Below are 15,323 nucleotides of genomic sequence, written 5' to 3'. Positions count from 1 at the left end.
CAGGTTGGCAGAAATTAATATATTTAGATATGCTCAAGACGGTGTTGTTCTCAATATTATTTACGTTTGTTATCTTAATTGTTAGAGCACAATCGTTGCCAACAAAAAAAGAACAAAACGATTTTTTAAAATGGTATGTTCAAACCAGAAATCTGGTTCCATTAGATTCAATCAAATATAATTCACCCTTCCATGTTGATTTAACAAATATTCCCTTACTTACACAATTTACCAAAAATGAAAGGAGTTTTTTACTCAAGCAAACAATAAATGGCAGGCAACTTTTGGTGGATTCCACTACTTTAAAGACACGACTTTTTGTAGATACCAAAAAGCAACAAGTAGAGAACTATATTAATTTCTTGTCAATGCCTGCATTTACATCCGATAGAAAAATGGTTTTTATAAGTTGGAGCATCTGGTGCGGAGAGGCTTGCGGCGAAGAGAGTATTGACATTTTTATTAAAACGGCTAAAGGTAAATGGCGTAAGTTGAAAACTGTTGTGCCAGTGATTATGTTTTGAAAACAATACCTTTACTCCCAACAAAACCCCATAAAAACTGTTAAAAGCAAACATTAATAAACAACATTTATGTCTGAGCATATACACGACACCAGTCACATTACTTACGAGAGCCTTTTAGCCGGTAACGAAAAGTTTATTGCAAAGGCCCTGGAGCAAGATCCGGAATACTTTGAAAAACTGGCCAACGGACAAAAGCCGCCGGTTTTATGGATAGGTTGCGCTGATAGCCGTGTTCCGGCTAACCAGATCACCAATACCCAGCCGGGTGAGATATTTGTTCACCGTAACATAGCCAACATGGTTATTCATACAGATATGAACATGCTGAGTGTATTAGACTATGCCGTTAACGTATTAAAGGTAAGACACGTAATTGTGACCGGACATTATGGTTGTGGTGGTGTTATAGCAGCAATGACTAACAAGGAGTTCGGCTTGATTGACAACTGGCTGCGCCACATTAAAGATGTTTACCGCCTGCACCATGATCAATTAGAGCGCATTGAAGACGAAACCGACCGCACCAATCGCCTGGTTGAGTTGAACGTTATTGAGAACGTATATAATCTTTGTAAAACAACCATCGTTCAAAACGCATGGGCCTCAGGTCAGGACTTATCTGTACATGGCTGGGTTTACAGCATTGAAACCGGTAAGATTAAAGATATGGGCGTAAGCACCCGCAATAATCAGAATCTGGACGAGGTGTTCCGGTTTCAATAGAGTTCATAGTTGATAGATCATAGTTCATAGTAAATTAATACTATGAACTATGATCCATGAACCATCAATCTATCCCAGGAAAGGATACCTGTAATCCTTTGGCGGATCAAAAGTTTCCTTAATTGTTCTTGGCGATACCCAGCGCAGCAGGTTGATCATGCTGCCTGCTTTGTCATTAGTCCCGGAGCCGCGGGCGCCGCCGAACGGCTGCTGCCCAACAACTGCCCCGGTTGGTTTGTCGTTTATGTAAAAGTTGCCGGCCGCATTGCGTAACGCGTAGGTAGCCTTATCAATAGCATACCTGTCTTGCGAAATAATACTTCCGGTTAGTGCATAAACAGAGGTTTTGTCTACCACCTCTAATGTCTCGTCAAATTTGTCGTCTTCGTAAACGTAAACTGTTAGTACCGGCCCGAATAGTTCGGTACACATGGTTACGTAATATGGGTCGGTTACTTTTAACACGGTTGGCTCAATAAACCAGCCCTTGGTTTTGTCGTAACCGCCACCTGCTACTATTTCTACACCGCTGTCGGCTTTGGCATTGTCAATGTATTTTGCCAGTTTGTCAAATGAAGCTTCGGTGATAACGGCATTCACAAAATTGCCAAAGTCTTCCACCGGACCCATTTTGATGGTAGCCAGATCGCGCTGCATCAATTCTTTAACCTGTGGCCAAAGCGACGCAGGGATATAAGCCCGCGATGCAGCAGAACATTTTTGTCCCTGGTACTCAAACGCGCCACGAACCAAAGCAGTACTCACTACTTCGGCATTGGCGCTGGCGTGGGCCAGTACAAAGTCTTTACCACCGGTTTCGCCTACTATGCGCGGGTAGCTTTTGTATTTGTGGATGTTGTTACCAATGGTTTGCCAGATGGTTTGAAACACAGGGGTAGATCCCGTAAAGTGTATACCTGCAAATTCCGGGTGACTGAATATTACATCACCGGCTACGGGGCCATCTACATAAATGAGGTTAATAACACCCGGCGGCAAGCCTGCTTCCAGAAACACCTGCATCAGTACGTTAGCGGCATAGATCTGCGTGTAAGCCGGTTTCCAAACCACTACGTTTCCCATCATGGCGGCTGATGTTGGCAGGTTACCCGCAATAGCCGTAAAGTTGAATGGCGTAAGCGCGAAAACAAAGCCCTCTAACGGACGCTGTTCCACGCGGTTCCAGATGCCTTTTGGGGATATTGGCGGTTGCTGCTGGTAGATCTCCGTCATGTAATGCACGTTGAAGCGCAAAAAGTCTATGATCTCACAAGCAGAGTCTATCTCGGCCTGGTAAGCGTTTTTTGACTGCCCCAGCATGGTGGCAGCGTTTATTTTCATGCGGTACGGACCGGCCAGCAATTCGGCGGCTTTCAGGAAGATGGCTGCGCGATGCTCCCATGGTAGGCGTTCCCAGTCGGCCTTGGCAGCTAAAGCGGTATCAATGGCAGCGGTAACTGTTGAGGCATCGCCTTCAGAAAAAGTTGCTAAAACGTGTTGATGGTCGTGTGGAGGGCGAATCTCTAATTTAGTACCTGTGCGTACTTGTTGATCGCCAATATACATAGGGATATCGATCAGCGTCGAGCGAGCCTCGGTAAGCGCCGATTGTAGTAAAGCGCGTTCCCTGCTGCCGGCAGCATAGTTCAATACCTCCTCGTTGTGCGGTGTGGGCACATTGAAAAAGCCTTTGAGCATAATATACAGTTAATGGAAATCAAATGTAACAAAAATGTGTTAGATATTCTGCAAGTTGGGAGAGGCAGAAAAGTCGGGGAGATGTAATTTTTGTTGAGGATGGTTGAGCCGTGTTTTGTTACACAGAAATAGATGTAATAGCTGAAACGCCTGTAACAGGTTTAGGTGTTAAGTCGTTGTTTTTTAGTGATTTAATAAATCTGTCTGTAACAATGTGCAACAACTTTTACGTCAGGGTTTTTGAGTTGATATATTGATTAAGTTGCTGATATTTAAGTTATTGAAAAATGGGGTGGTTGAACTTTTTTGTGTAACAAGATTTGATCATTGTCATTGCGAGCGATAGCGTGGCAATCTCTGGTCCGCTGACAGGGTAGGGTACCGGAACACCATTGAAAACGGAAATGTGCAACTCCAAAAGTGGGTAAGGCCTGCCGAAAAACCGGGCCATGCGTAAAGGACTTGTGCGGGGAAGGATTTTTTCGGCTTGATTTTTTGGTTACTTTTTCATCAAGGAAAAAGTGACTAGGCCGCCGCGGCTATGAGCGGTAATGAAGCGACAAATAGTCCGCCCTTGCAACAACGTTATCTTACTTTTCTCTTGATAGAAAAGTAACAAAAGATCAAGTCGGTAGCAAGGCTTCTCTGCCGCACAGTGCCTTTACCCTGCAAACAAATGCGCCACGGCTACGTCCCGCCGCGGCGGACTAAACTTTGCAGCGGCCTAACCTGCAACCGCGACGTTACTGATGCCTTCCTACCGCACTATCCCACCTGCGCATTTGTTTTTCGCCCGAAGCTTTGCTGCTAACTGAGTTAAAAAACAATTTTTACGTCTTCTTTATAGTTCTGTAAAGTGCCGTTGAGGCTGGCTGTCCAGCCGTCAATAAATACCTTGCCGTTTTTAATAGCTGATGCAAAATCATCCGTACTGATTTTTTCGCTGTTGGTAATGTAATAATGGGTGCCAATTTTGTAGATGTGATCTTCTACTACAACTTCGGGCACTTGTGTAGGCTCGTCTAAACCAAGCGTGAAAATCATGTTGTAAATACGGCTTAACGCATCAATACCATTTAAATTGATTGAAATTTGTGCATTATCGTCAATTTTAAGTTGCGGCGCGTCTATACTATCAAACACCTTAAAGCCGATATCGGGTATTTGTTTTTTGTCTTCATCAAATATGCCACTCTTAGTATTTTCAACTTCAATGTCTTGTGCAATCTTCTCACCCGCTCGTTTTAAACGTTCTACGGTAATGCTTGATATTACTGGTGGCAAATTATTTTCGACACAAAACTTGTAAGCTGATTTATCTGCTTTTATGGGTTCATCAATTTGGCAGAGTATGAATTTTCTATTACCACCATCTTTGTTCAAATCCATGACGGCGTGCCCGGTTGTACCGCTACCTGCAAAGAAGTCGAGTATTATTTCTTCGTCTTTCACGAGAAAATTAACTAAATACTTTATTAGTGATATCGGTTTGGAAAAATCAAACACTTTACTGCCGAATAGTTCTTCAAGTTGACTTGATGCAGTTTCATTAGTATCAACGTTCCCATTTTCTTTATCCAATTGTGGACTAGTTATTCTATCTCTTAAGAAGTTAGTAGGTGTTTTATAACTCTCGTCTTCGAATCTTTGAAATCTAATTGAGAATTTTTTGGATTTTACAATGAATGTTGTTCCCTTAACTACCTCATTATTAAGAAAAGTTTGCTGCCACTTGAATCTACCTTGTACCGAAATATCTTTGTTAGGTATCCCTTTTTCAATTTTTATCGGCTCTAATAATTGAATTCTGTGATATGTTCCTGCCTCATAAATACCATCCGCCCAATTGAATTTAATTTTTTCTTTAGGAATAACCAACTTGCCGATACCGTTCCCGTCATTCAATAAAGGTTGATCGCCACCGTCGAGTTCCTCGCCAAAATATTTATAATTGTTTTTGTTTTTTTCATAACATAGTATGTACTCGTTGGTTTTTCTTGATTTATTTGATAGGCCCGGCGGAGTTGCTGTCTTAGTCCATGAAAATATTTCGACAAAATTTTCCTCCCCAAAAACATCGTCACAAAGTAGTTTCAAATTCGCTTGTTCATTGTCATCAATGCTTATAAATATCGCGCCGTCAGGGCTCAATAAGTCTCTTGCTAACAACAGACGTGGATATAGAAATGCTAACCAACCATTATGGCTTTTTTTAGTTTTAAAGCTAAAATCCATCCGGTCAAAATCGTTTTCACTCAAAGTAGTCAAACCCAGTACTTCCGCTTCTTCCTTGTCAAATTTGTCGGGGTAGACAAACTCGTCTTTTGTAGTATTATATGGCGGGTCTATGTAAATGCACTTAATTTGTCCGCTGTAGTAATTCTTTAAAATTTTTAGGCTATCTAAATTGTCGCCTTTAAGCACGAGGTTTTGGGTGGTGTCTATATGCTTGCTTAACGCGGTATTCAGGCGTAGTTCTTTTTCTGTTTTTTTTGCATATTTGGCCCTTGCAAAGTTTCTTCCCACAAAGTTCAAACCGTATCCGTTTACTTTTTCGTCAACGGGCAATCCTAAAACAGCCTTTAGTTCCTCAAGGTTTATTTCGGTATCGCGTATTACATTAGGGTAATTCTCTTTCAAAAAGCTTAATAGTTTGTTCTCGCTGTTTTCTGTTCCAACAACGTTAAAGCCTGCCTGTATAAATTCCTGTGATGCCATTTTTACGCCTTGTTTATCAATGTCGCTAATTGTGTTCTATTGATACGTTCTTTGTATGATATTTTAATATTTTGATCTTTGTAATGCTCACTAAGCGCATCAAAGTATTTTTTAGCAAAATCAATTTTTCCTTTCTCATTAGGAGGTATATCTGTTGATGTTTTGTATCCTTTAGCCTCTACCACTAAAAATACTTTATTACCTTCAGCTCCTTTAATGGCATAGCAGAAGTCGGGATTGTAGTCGCCCAAAGGGGTTTTAATTTTTAGGCGAGGCAGCTTACCGAAAATTTCAATACTGTCCATGTCGGGGTCTTGCTCTACAATTTCTAATTCAAAGTCGCTGTCGTACTCAATCACATCTTCAAAAACCCACTTTGTTTTTAACGAAAAATCGTTTACAATATCCTTTTGAAATTTACCAACGCTTCCGGTATCTAAGTACGTTTTTCCGCTTTCGGTTTTGAATACATTAGGTAATGCTGTCGCGTTAATGCCATCATACCTAATGTTAGCCTTGAGCATTTTGAGTAAGTTGTTATTAATTATTTGAGAAATTTCCCGCTGGGCTTGCTCCGGATTGTTTAGAAGCATTTTGCTTTTAAAATCAGTGCTCAAAGCATTAAACACATTAACTATAAATGACAGCGGTGTTTTAGTATTGTTAGCCAAGGTGCGCACTAATGCCAGATAATCAACTTTATTTTTGTAGGTAGCCGTGTCAATCAGTTTCTCTGTTATAGCACCTTGTTGGCCAATTTTATCTGCGCTTAACTCAGCACGTACCGTTTGTAATAAAATTTCTTCAATATTTAACGCCTCAATATCTGTTTTTATGTTTTTAATGAGTTGTTTTTCACTCTCATCATTTAAACTGTCCAGAATATAAAAAGCATTTTTGTTAATGGTATTCCAAAGGTTTTGAAACTCTTGCAAATGCGTAGCCTTGATAAAAATCTTCTTTTTATCTTTCTTTTTCTCGCCTTTTTGAACGTAGGTATTAGCGTCGGTTGCAAACAGGCCCTCCAGTGGTTTGACTTGTTCAGGGGGTAAGTTTTGTTGTTTAAGTATGGCAGCAAAGTCGGGAGATTTTTCGTAAATCCGTTGTCCGTCAACTATTGCTTTCCTAATAATCATTTTATTTTCTTTCAGTACATCATCAACCAGCATAACCGCTGTGTCATCATCAAAGCCCCATTTTTCCTGTAGCGCTTTAACCAGTTCCTGCTCTGTAAATGTATTGGCAACCAAAAAGGAGTTACTTAAAATCTCATTTTGAATAGCTTCTACAAAGCCCTGCTCTTTACTTGAAACCAGAACATCCAGGTTGTTTATTTTCCAAAACTTTTCCTGATCATCATTCAGGTTTTTTAGTGTGTTACGTTGTAATTGTTGATTTACACTAATGCGTAGGCCGCGGCCTATTTGCTGCAACTTAGAAATTTCGCTGCCTTGATTTGATAACTTGCAAATGGTGAATACATTAGGATTATCCCATCCCTCCTGTAATGCCCATATAGAGAAAATGAAACGGGTAGGACTATCAAATGAAAGCAGTTTCTTTTTATCTTTCAGAATTTCGTCAACACCCTCTTTTATTTTTTCGTCGGCATTTCCTTTGTCACCTGAGAAGTAGCCTTTATGAACCTGCAACTCGTTATCGCTGTTAAAGTCTTTCAGTAGATACCTATAATAATCAGTCGTTTGGTCAAGTTCACTTAAAACCCCATTGTATTGTTTTAAATACTCTTCTTCAAATATTGTTTTTACTTTAGGATTGTCTCCGCGAAACAAACTTGTGTCGCTTTCCATAAAAAACAAAGTGAGGGCTTTTATCCCTTGCTCATACAAGGTTTGTTCTTTTTCAAAGTGTATTTTAATAGTTTCTTTGATCATTGCCCCCAATGATTGGTCAGACAATGAGTAGTCTACTTTTTCAATTGTGTCGTCGGCTAAAACAATGGTATCCTTATTTATTTTTTTTATGCTTTTATTGTTAAATTTTTCGCCAACGCCTAAAATCCGTTTTACTACAATTCCATTTATAAGTGTGCTTACAATTGCTTTTTTATTATCAATAGCTATTAATGTATCTGTACTTTCAACAACATCTTGAGTATATACAACAATTTTCTTTACCAGACTTTGCCTGAAAGAGGAAATGCTGTCCATTACATAGGCTACGTTTGATAAAGGTAAGCTGTCCTTTTTCTTAGGGAAAGTAGCACCGAAACGTAAGTAGTAATTGTTAAATCCATCAAAATAGGTTTTAAAAGCATTACCTTCAAAACGGTGAGGCTCGTCCATTATCACAATCGGGTTTAAGCGCTTTAAGCATTCCAGATAGGATTTTGGTGGGTCCTGATTATTTACATATAGTTCAGGCTGATTTATATCGTTTCCTAACGGGCGATTTAGTATGTTGTCCTTGCTGTTAAACGAGCTGGGCGTCATCACTAAAACCGACAAATGAGCCGTGGAAATAAATTGCTTTATAGCTGAAACGTTTCCTCCTTCATAAACAAAGGTTTCAATTTCCTTTTCTTTCTCGTTGGCGTAGTAACTTTTAAAGTAGCTTTTAGTGTCCTCTAAATTTGTGCGGGTTCCCTCTCGGATAGGAACTGTTGGGATAAGAATGATGAATTTTTTATATCCAAAGGTCTTACTTAGCTCAAAAATGGTTTTTATGAACGTGAACGTTTTGCCCGTTCCGGTCTCCATCATTATATCAATATTATTAGTTTCCTTAACAGGAAAGCTATAATTGTTCTTTTTATGGTGCGCGGTGAATACCTCGGAAAATTTGGCTTTTTGGTGAAGACTTTCAAAAAGGTTAACAATATTATTTACACATTCCTCTTGATAGGCCTGTATCTCATATTGAAACTGCTTTTTTTCTGCTCTCATAATTATTTACACATACCCTATAATGAAGGATTAATGTTAGTGAATTTTACTAGGATATTGAAATCACTTTTTTATTTTGGTGATTCTTAATTCAAAAAAACCGTCTCACCCGTTTCAAAATCGTTTCACTCAAAAAGTGTATGGTAATGAAATTCAGATGATTGCAGAGAAAGTCGTTTCACATCGTCTCGCATCTGCAAATGAGACGGTACGCTAAGCCAACAGTCAACTAATAAAGCTAACTATTCAAACACCACCGTTTTGTTATTATAAACAAACACGCGGTCTTCAAAAACCAGCTTTAGGGCTTTAGCCAGTACGGAGGTTTCAATTTCCTTTCCGGCGTTCACCATATCGGTAACGGTAAAGGAGTGGTTAACCGGGATGATCTGTTGGGCAATGATGGGGCCCTCGTCCAATTCGTTAGATACAAAGTGGGCGGTAGCGCCAATTAGCTTAACACCACGCTCGTAAGCCTTGCGGTAGGGGTTGGCACCAATAAAAGCGGGCAAAAACGAGTGGTGTATGTTGATAACCCGCATAGGGTATTGAGCCACAAAAGCAGGCGAGAGGATGCGCATAAATTTGGCCAGCACCAGGTAGTCGGGGTTATGCGGCTGGATGAGGCCCATTATCTGGCGTTCAAAGTCGTCCTTGCTTTTCTCCTCGTGCGATACATGGTAAAACGGAATGCCGAAGCGTTCGCAAACATCGCGCAGATGGTCGTAATTGCCAATAACGCATTGCACGGTAGCGCCAAGGGTGTTAAAGTAGTTGCGTATCAGTATATCGGCCAGGCAGTGGTACTCTTTGGTAACCAACACCACTATTTTTTTTTGAGGCGTGGGGTTAATGTGTATGGTAACATCTGCAGGTAACACAGCTCTTAATTGCGTTTCAAGCGCTTCGGTATTGCTTATTTCCTCTACCTCCAGCCGCATAAAAAACAAGTTGGCGGCCTGGTCAACATACTCCCGCATAGAAACTATGTTGAGCTGCTGTTTTGAAACTACCGAAGAAATAGCGGCCACCAATCCAACCTGGTCGGCACACTGAATTACAATGATCATGGCAAATGTTATAAATACACAGCGCTAAGGTATAAACTACGCCTGTTATTTTATAAATAAGCTTGGTAAACCTTATTAAGAGGGCTATGGTTAGTCGAGGTAAAAGTTTGATTGCAGGTCAATGTTGTTTTTTACATAACTATATGTTACCAGACTAAAATACGGAACAACAAACCTATCGGCATACCACAATGCCGACGAGCCTCTTGAATAAGCAAAGGCTGGAATTTTTTTCTTTGACAGCTTATACATTTTTACCCACTTACCTGTATTGAGGTCAAGCGCCGCATAGGCACAAGCATTTGATGCCATGCCGTTTTTGGTGTTGGCGAGTACATCTAACTCATTTTTCCTAACATGAAAGGCTACAGTAAGAACGTCTGACACATGAAAACCGGTAGTTGGTAAAACTTGCTGGAATTTGAGATTTAAGTTTTGGTCATAGCTGTTAATTATAACAGAGCTGGTTATATGAACTGTAATACCCCTGCTGCTTGTTTGAAACCAATTAGCAGCAACCGCCGCAACAATATTTCCATTTACCTCTTCTATATGCTGAATAGTCATCGCTTCAGGAAGACCAAAATCAACATTGTCAAGGTCTTTGTTTACAGGCTGAAAGCTTTTCTTAAATGCATTTAAAGTTGCTTTGTCAAAAACTTGCGTAACAAATTTTTTCTGATTGTTAGAGAAGTCCATTCTACCAATACCCAATTGAGGGAAACCTTTTTCATTGTTATAAAGCAACGCCAAATTAATGATGTTTTTATTTTCTGATGGTCTTAAGAATAAGGTGTTAGCTACTATACTATTCTGTCCGGATTTAAAGTCTACGGGTACTGCCATAAAATTAGAAGGTTTGGTTTGGCCGGCATCGTATTTATAAATTTCCATACTTGGCCCGTTAAACCAACCTATAAACACATCCTGATTTTTATTTACGGTAAGCGATAGAAATAGTCCGTTAGTTGTTACGGGCTTTAAAGTGTTTATAGTATCCAGTTTTTCATTATATGAAATGATCCTCAAGTCGGCGGTCTGGTTCCACTCTTTGGCAATTTTACCACCAGACTTGAACATGTCCGCCCACACGCCGGTATTTTCTTTGCGTGTTGTGGTTCGTACGGCAAGCTTAAAAAAATCACCGTTTCCTGTAAATATCTGAGGTTGCTGTACAAATTCATTGGTTGCATGATAAACTACCTTGTTGCCGGCTATCTTACCGGTAGCCGGATCAATCATGTATGCCGTGTAGGTTACGTCACCTACCGCTTTAGACTTGTTGGTTAGCGATGCAAGCACCAATACCTTGCTTTTGAATTTCTTTATCCACAAGGTATTAGCATCTAAAGCTATCTTCCACAAAGATTGCATGTTTTCGTCAACACCAACAACATCATATTTATCATCGTCTGTTTGTAAGCCTATAACATTTAAATGTTCATCAAAGACCATAGCCTCCGAGTTGGTGATTCTTTTAGCGAAATTTTCAACTACGGGTGGATTTTTTTGTTGCGCATTGGCTGAATAAAATACAATTAAAAAGGCTAAAAACAGAAAGGGGAGTTTCATGATAAGGGTTGATTTCTTAATATATCTGCAAAAATAAAAAAAGCCGTAAGAGAACATCTTACAGCTTTAAATTATTTTAATAACAGTGCTACTTCAGCCCCTTGATAAAGCTCACCACGCTGGTTACGAACTCAGGTTTAAGCGGCAGATCGGGTTTGGTGTAGGTGGCCAGGTTTTGTTGCCTGTCTTCGGGCGCTTCTTTTAAAATATGGTTCATGCCGGGTATAACGGCTAAATTAGCTTTTGATGCACCTTTTTTCAATTTCTCAGCATTGCTTACGTTTACCTGCAAATCGGTAGTACCTTGTACGATCAATATGGGGATCTTCAGTTTTTTAATTTCCTTTTGCGGATCAAAACGGCACCAGCTCATCAAAAACATTTGTATGCTTGGACGCGCAATGGCATAAAGTTGCGGGTCAACCTTTTTATCTATCCTTCCGCGACGCAGCGAATCCAGCACTTTGTTAAGCCCTGCTGCCAGGTACGATGGCTGCGATTTCATCTGTTCCTGCAATATTTTTTCCGCAGGTTCACCTGCTCCGGCAGCGGAGATAAAACCGGCTACGCTTTCTTCAACAGCGCCGCTGGCCAATATGCCAACTAACGAGCCCTCGCTATGGCCCAGTACCACCACTTTTGAAAACCGCTGATCGGCTTTTAACAGGTTAATAAAGGCTATGGCATCATCGGTATAATCATCAAGAACCAAGTTCTCCTCTTTTTGCGTGCTAACGCTTTGACCAACCATGCGTTTGTCATAACGTAAAGATGCTATGCCCTGCTTGCTCAGCGCTTCGGCTATTTCCTTATAAGTATTGGTTTGTAAGCCCTGGTTGTTATTGCCGTTCCTGTCTGTAGCACCCGATCCGGCAATGATCAACACAACCGGCACTTTGCCCGCTGCATTAGCAGGAATAGCCAATGTACCGGATAACGTACCGGTAAGTGTTTTCAGCAACACCGGCGATTCGGCTATTGAGGGATCAGTAATTGCCGCGGTGGCTGCCGTTTCCTGATAAGGTCTGAGCAGCAAGCCTATAAATTCATTATTAGCGTTAAGTGATATATTTAACAGGAAAGTGCCGTTTTTGAATGTAGCTTTATACACAGTAAGCGGATCGGCGTATGATACAAAATCAGCCTTTACCAGATCGCCTAACTGAGCTTTTAGCTGCGTTGTGGTCTCTCTGAACTGCGCTGCAGGCAGCTGCGCTTTCATTTGAGCGCTAAAACGGGCCGAAATACTATCAGGCTGATTGCGGTTATAAAATTTTTCAAACAAGCCTAAAGCAGCTTTGTAATTTGCCGGTTCTGGCTGGGCAAACAGCACTGCCGGAAAAAGAATACTTATTATTATAATATTAAATCTTTTCATTAATATGGGGTGGTTTTGATACCGCGGTTTCAATGGGAAAATTAGTAAAAAACAGCTTACTATTTAAATTGGTTGCGCATTTTAACCAAAGCATGCCATGAAAGGTTACTTTATCTATCTTAAATAGTAAACATTTGCTTTAAAAAGTGCGTAATAAAGGCAATTAATGATCGGTAAAATCTACTTACATTATAATTCGTACAAAAAACCAATTACAGCTTTGATCAAATTGGCGGTTATTGGTTTAATATTATTTGCCGCTACAAATGCCAGTGCCCAAGTAAAAACGCAATTCTTACGGGGTAAAGTATTTATTGAAAACAAGGCGCCCGCCGAGTTATCTACAGTTATTCTCTTAGCGGCTGATTCATCCATTTTAAGCTCAACCGCCTGTGATGTCAACGGCCAATTTGCCTTTACAGTTAAACAGGGGGCCTATCTTTTAATTGCGTCGCGCATAGGTTATGATCAATCCTTATCTGGTCCGTATTTTATCGGGAGCGAAGACGTGGTAGCGCCAGATATTACCCTTAATAAATCTGTTCCCGAATTGAAAGAAGTGTCTGTGAGTGCGCGGAGAGCTTACGTTGAGGTAAAACCAGGGCGGGTGGTGCTTAATGTGCAAAGCAGTATTGTTGCCGAGGGCAACTCGGTTTACGAAGTGTTGCGGCAGGCACCAGGAGTACAGATCGGCAGTCACGGGTCTATAAGCATTATTGGCCGGCAAAGTGCCATGATATTAATAGATGGCAAGCCAACCAATTTAACAGGCGAGAATTTAACTGCCATTTTGCAGGGTATGCAGAGTAGCAACGTGCAGCAAATAGAATTGATATCAAATCCATCGGCTAAATATGATGCTGGTGGAGTAGGTGTTATCAATATCATTTTAAAAAAGGGAGCTAATGCCGGCACTAACGGCACCTTTAATTTAGGTGTTGGCTACGGCAAATTTTACAAAGCTACCGGTGGCGTAACCTTCAATAACCGTATGGGCAAGGTTAATATTTTCGGTAACTATAACTACTCAGCAAATAAATCATTCCGCACATTTACTACCGATAGAAATATTACCTATCAATCGCTGGTGAGCGATTATAACTCGCGCTATTACACCACCCGCGAGAGTTTTAATCACACTTTCAGACTGGGTTCTGATTTCTTCTTGTCGCCTAAACACACTTTAGGTGTGTTGGTGAATGGAACCATTAACAACAGTACCTATCAAAAAGATAATTTCCTGAGCATTTCTAACAATGGAAGGTTTGATTCAACAATAGTTACCATGGCTAACCTGAAGCGTAACCTATCTAACTTAAATTACGATGTAAATTATAGTGGAAAGTTAGATACGCTCGGACAAACGCTTTCGGCCGATTTGAGCTTCAATCATTTTGACCGTAAATCTGACGAGTACATAGGCAATTACTTCAATAAGGCATCTGGAGAGGTGTACAGGCCAACGCTATTCCAGCAAAATCTGTCGCCATCCGCAATAAATATCTGGGCCGCAAAAGTCGATTACACTAAACCGCTGTCAAAGAACTCACAACTGGAAACAGGATTAAAATACAGCCATGTAGAGAGTGACAACGACTTGATATTTGGCCCCCAGGTGAATGGCGCATACACGGTTGATCCGCGGTTTAGCAGTAGTTTTGCTTATAGCGAAAACATAAATGCGGCTTATGCACTGTTCAATACATCGGTAACTAAATGGAAGTTTACTGCAGGCTTACGTGTTGAACAAACCATAGCAACGGGTACTTCTGTAAATATCAAAAATAACTTTAAAAAAAATTATACCGATCTGTTTCCGCAGGCATCAATAAAGTACACGCAAAACGAAAAAAACACGTTTACACTTAGTTTCAACAGGAGTATATTCAGACCCTTGTATGAGGATATTAATCCTTTTTTATACTACGTAGATTTGTATGATTACCGTTCGGGCAACCCCCAATTGTTGCCTTCCTATACTAACAAGCTGGAGCTGGCGCATTTGTATAAAAACAGAATCAGCACAAGCTTGTATGCCTCAGTCACCGATAATTTTTACGATTTCAATGCCTACAATCAGGATAATGAAAGTAAGGTGAACGTTACCACGCGCGAAAATTTTGGCCGCTGGGCCGTTTATGGCATCAGGTTTTTTGCCCCGCTTGAATTTACTAAATGGTGGAACGCAACATTTGCAATAGATGCATCCTACCAGCGCATTAAAGCTTATGCTGAAAACGGAAACTTAGATAAGGGAATACAGGATGTGCTTTTCAATTCTATACAGAGTTTTACTATAGGCGCGGGTTTTTCTGCAGAAGTGATCGTGAAATACGAATCGCCAACCTTTTACGGGGTGAGCAGGTTTAAGTCCAACTACAGGTTTGATGCTGGGATAAGTAAGTCGGTATTTAATAAAATGGGCACATTCAGACTGGCCGCTGTTGACCTTTTCAGAACTGAGCGCGACCGTTCGTTCACCAACTACCAGAATTTAAATCTGGCTATAGTTAACCGCGAAGAAGGCCGCGTTGTAAGGTTTGGCTTTAGTTATCGTTTTGGAAACAGGCAGCTTAAAAATGCCGGTTCGCACAGGGTAAGTAACGAAGAGGAACAACGCCGCACGGGTAACGTAGCCGGATCCGGCAATTAATGTTTAGATCAGGTCTGTATTATAATTTGAAGGTCAACGTTAACAACTACCCAATTATATATTTGATAAACGCCTTAC

The 15,323-nt window shown here is 40.5% G+C and carries 9 protein-coding genes; 3 read left to right on the top strand and 6 right to left on the bottom strand.

Going from position 1 to position 15,323, the window contains the following annotated elements; translation table 11 throughout:
* Nucleotides 1–29: 29 nt before the first annotated feature.
* Together CLV57_RS17345 and can are read left to right on the top strand one after the other, a co-directional pair.
* A complete protein-coding gene (locus CLV57_RS17345) occupies nucleotides 30–524 on the top strand; it encodes a hypothetical protein (protein ID WP_157799209.1) in 495 nt (164 codons plus the stop codon).
* A gap of 69 nt (nucleotides 525–593) precedes the next feature.
* Nucleotides 594–1,250 carry a carbonate dehydratase gene (gene can, locus CLV57_RS17340; protein WP_100342640.1) on the top strand — a complete coding sequence of 219 codons (657 nt, stop codon included), beginning with the start codon at nucleotides 594–596 and terminating at the stop codon, nucleotides 1,248–1,250.
* Nucleotides 1,251–1,319: 69 nt separating this feature from the next.
* On the opposite strand, the gene pruA is transcribed toward can, so the two are convergent.
* From pruA to CLV57_RS17310, 6 genes are all read right to left on the bottom strand, one after another.
* Entirely contained in the window at nucleotides 1,320–2,948 is a 1,629-nt protein-coding gene (gene pruA / locus CLV57_RS17335) for an L-glutamate gamma-semialdehyde dehydrogenase (RefSeq protein WP_100342639.1), read from the bottom strand.
* 816 nt (nucleotides 2,949–3,764) lie between these two features.
* Nucleotides 3,765–5,588 (bottom strand): site-specific DNA-methyltransferase, encoded by a 1,824-nt coding sequence (locus CLV57_RS17330; protein ID WP_211290091.1) that lies wholly within the window; start codon nucleotides 5,586–5,588, stop codon nucleotides 3,765–3,767.
* Between the two features lie 80 nt (nucleotides 5,589–5,668).
* Nucleotides 5,669–8,572 (bottom strand): restriction endonuclease, encoded by a 2,904-nt coding sequence (locus tag CLV57_RS17325; protein WP_211290090.1) that lies wholly within the window; start codon nucleotides 8,570–8,572, stop codon nucleotides 5,669–5,671.
* A 242-nt stretch (nucleotides 8,573–8,814) separates the two neighbouring features.
* Nucleotides 8,815–9,642, bottom strand: a complete 828-nt coding sequence (gene purU / locus CLV57_RS17320; protein WP_211290089.1) for a formyltetrahydrofolate deformylase — start codon at nucleotides 9,640–9,642, stop codon at nucleotides 8,815–8,817.
* Nucleotides 9,643–9,732: 90 nt separating this feature from the next.
* A complete protein-coding gene (locus tag CLV57_RS17315) occupies nucleotides 9,733–11,214 on the bottom strand; it encodes a hypothetical protein (RefSeq protein WP_100342635.1) in 1,482 nt (493 codons plus the stop codon).
* An 88-nt stretch (nucleotides 11,215–11,302) separates the two neighbouring features.
* Nucleotides 11,303–12,592: a serine aminopeptidase domain-containing protein gene (locus CLV57_RS17310; protein WP_100342634.1), complete on the bottom strand. Its 1,290-nt coding sequence runs from the start codon at nucleotides 12,590–12,592 to the stop codon at nucleotides 11,303–11,305.
* Between the two features lie 166 nt (nucleotides 12,593–12,758).
* On the opposite strand from CLV57_RS17310, the gene CLV57_RS17305 reads away from it, so the two are divergent.
* Nucleotides 12,759–15,245 carry an outer membrane beta-barrel family protein gene (locus CLV57_RS17305; RefSeq protein ID WP_100342633.1) on the top strand — a complete coding sequence of 829 codons (2,487 nt, stop codon included), beginning with the start codon at nucleotides 12,759–12,761 and terminating at the stop codon, nucleotides 15,243–15,245.
* The last annotated feature ends 78 nt before the right edge of the window (nucleotides 15,246–15,323 follow it).

Origin of the sequence: Mucilaginibacter auburnensis (assembly GCF_002797815.1) — a bacterium.
GTDB classification, from domain to species: Bacteria; Bacteroidota; Bacteroidia; order Sphingobacteriales; family Sphingobacteriaceae; genus Mucilaginibacter; species Mucilaginibacter auburnensis.
Note: the sequence above shows the minus strand (reverse complement) of the source record. Positions and strands in the feature narration are given on the sequence as shown.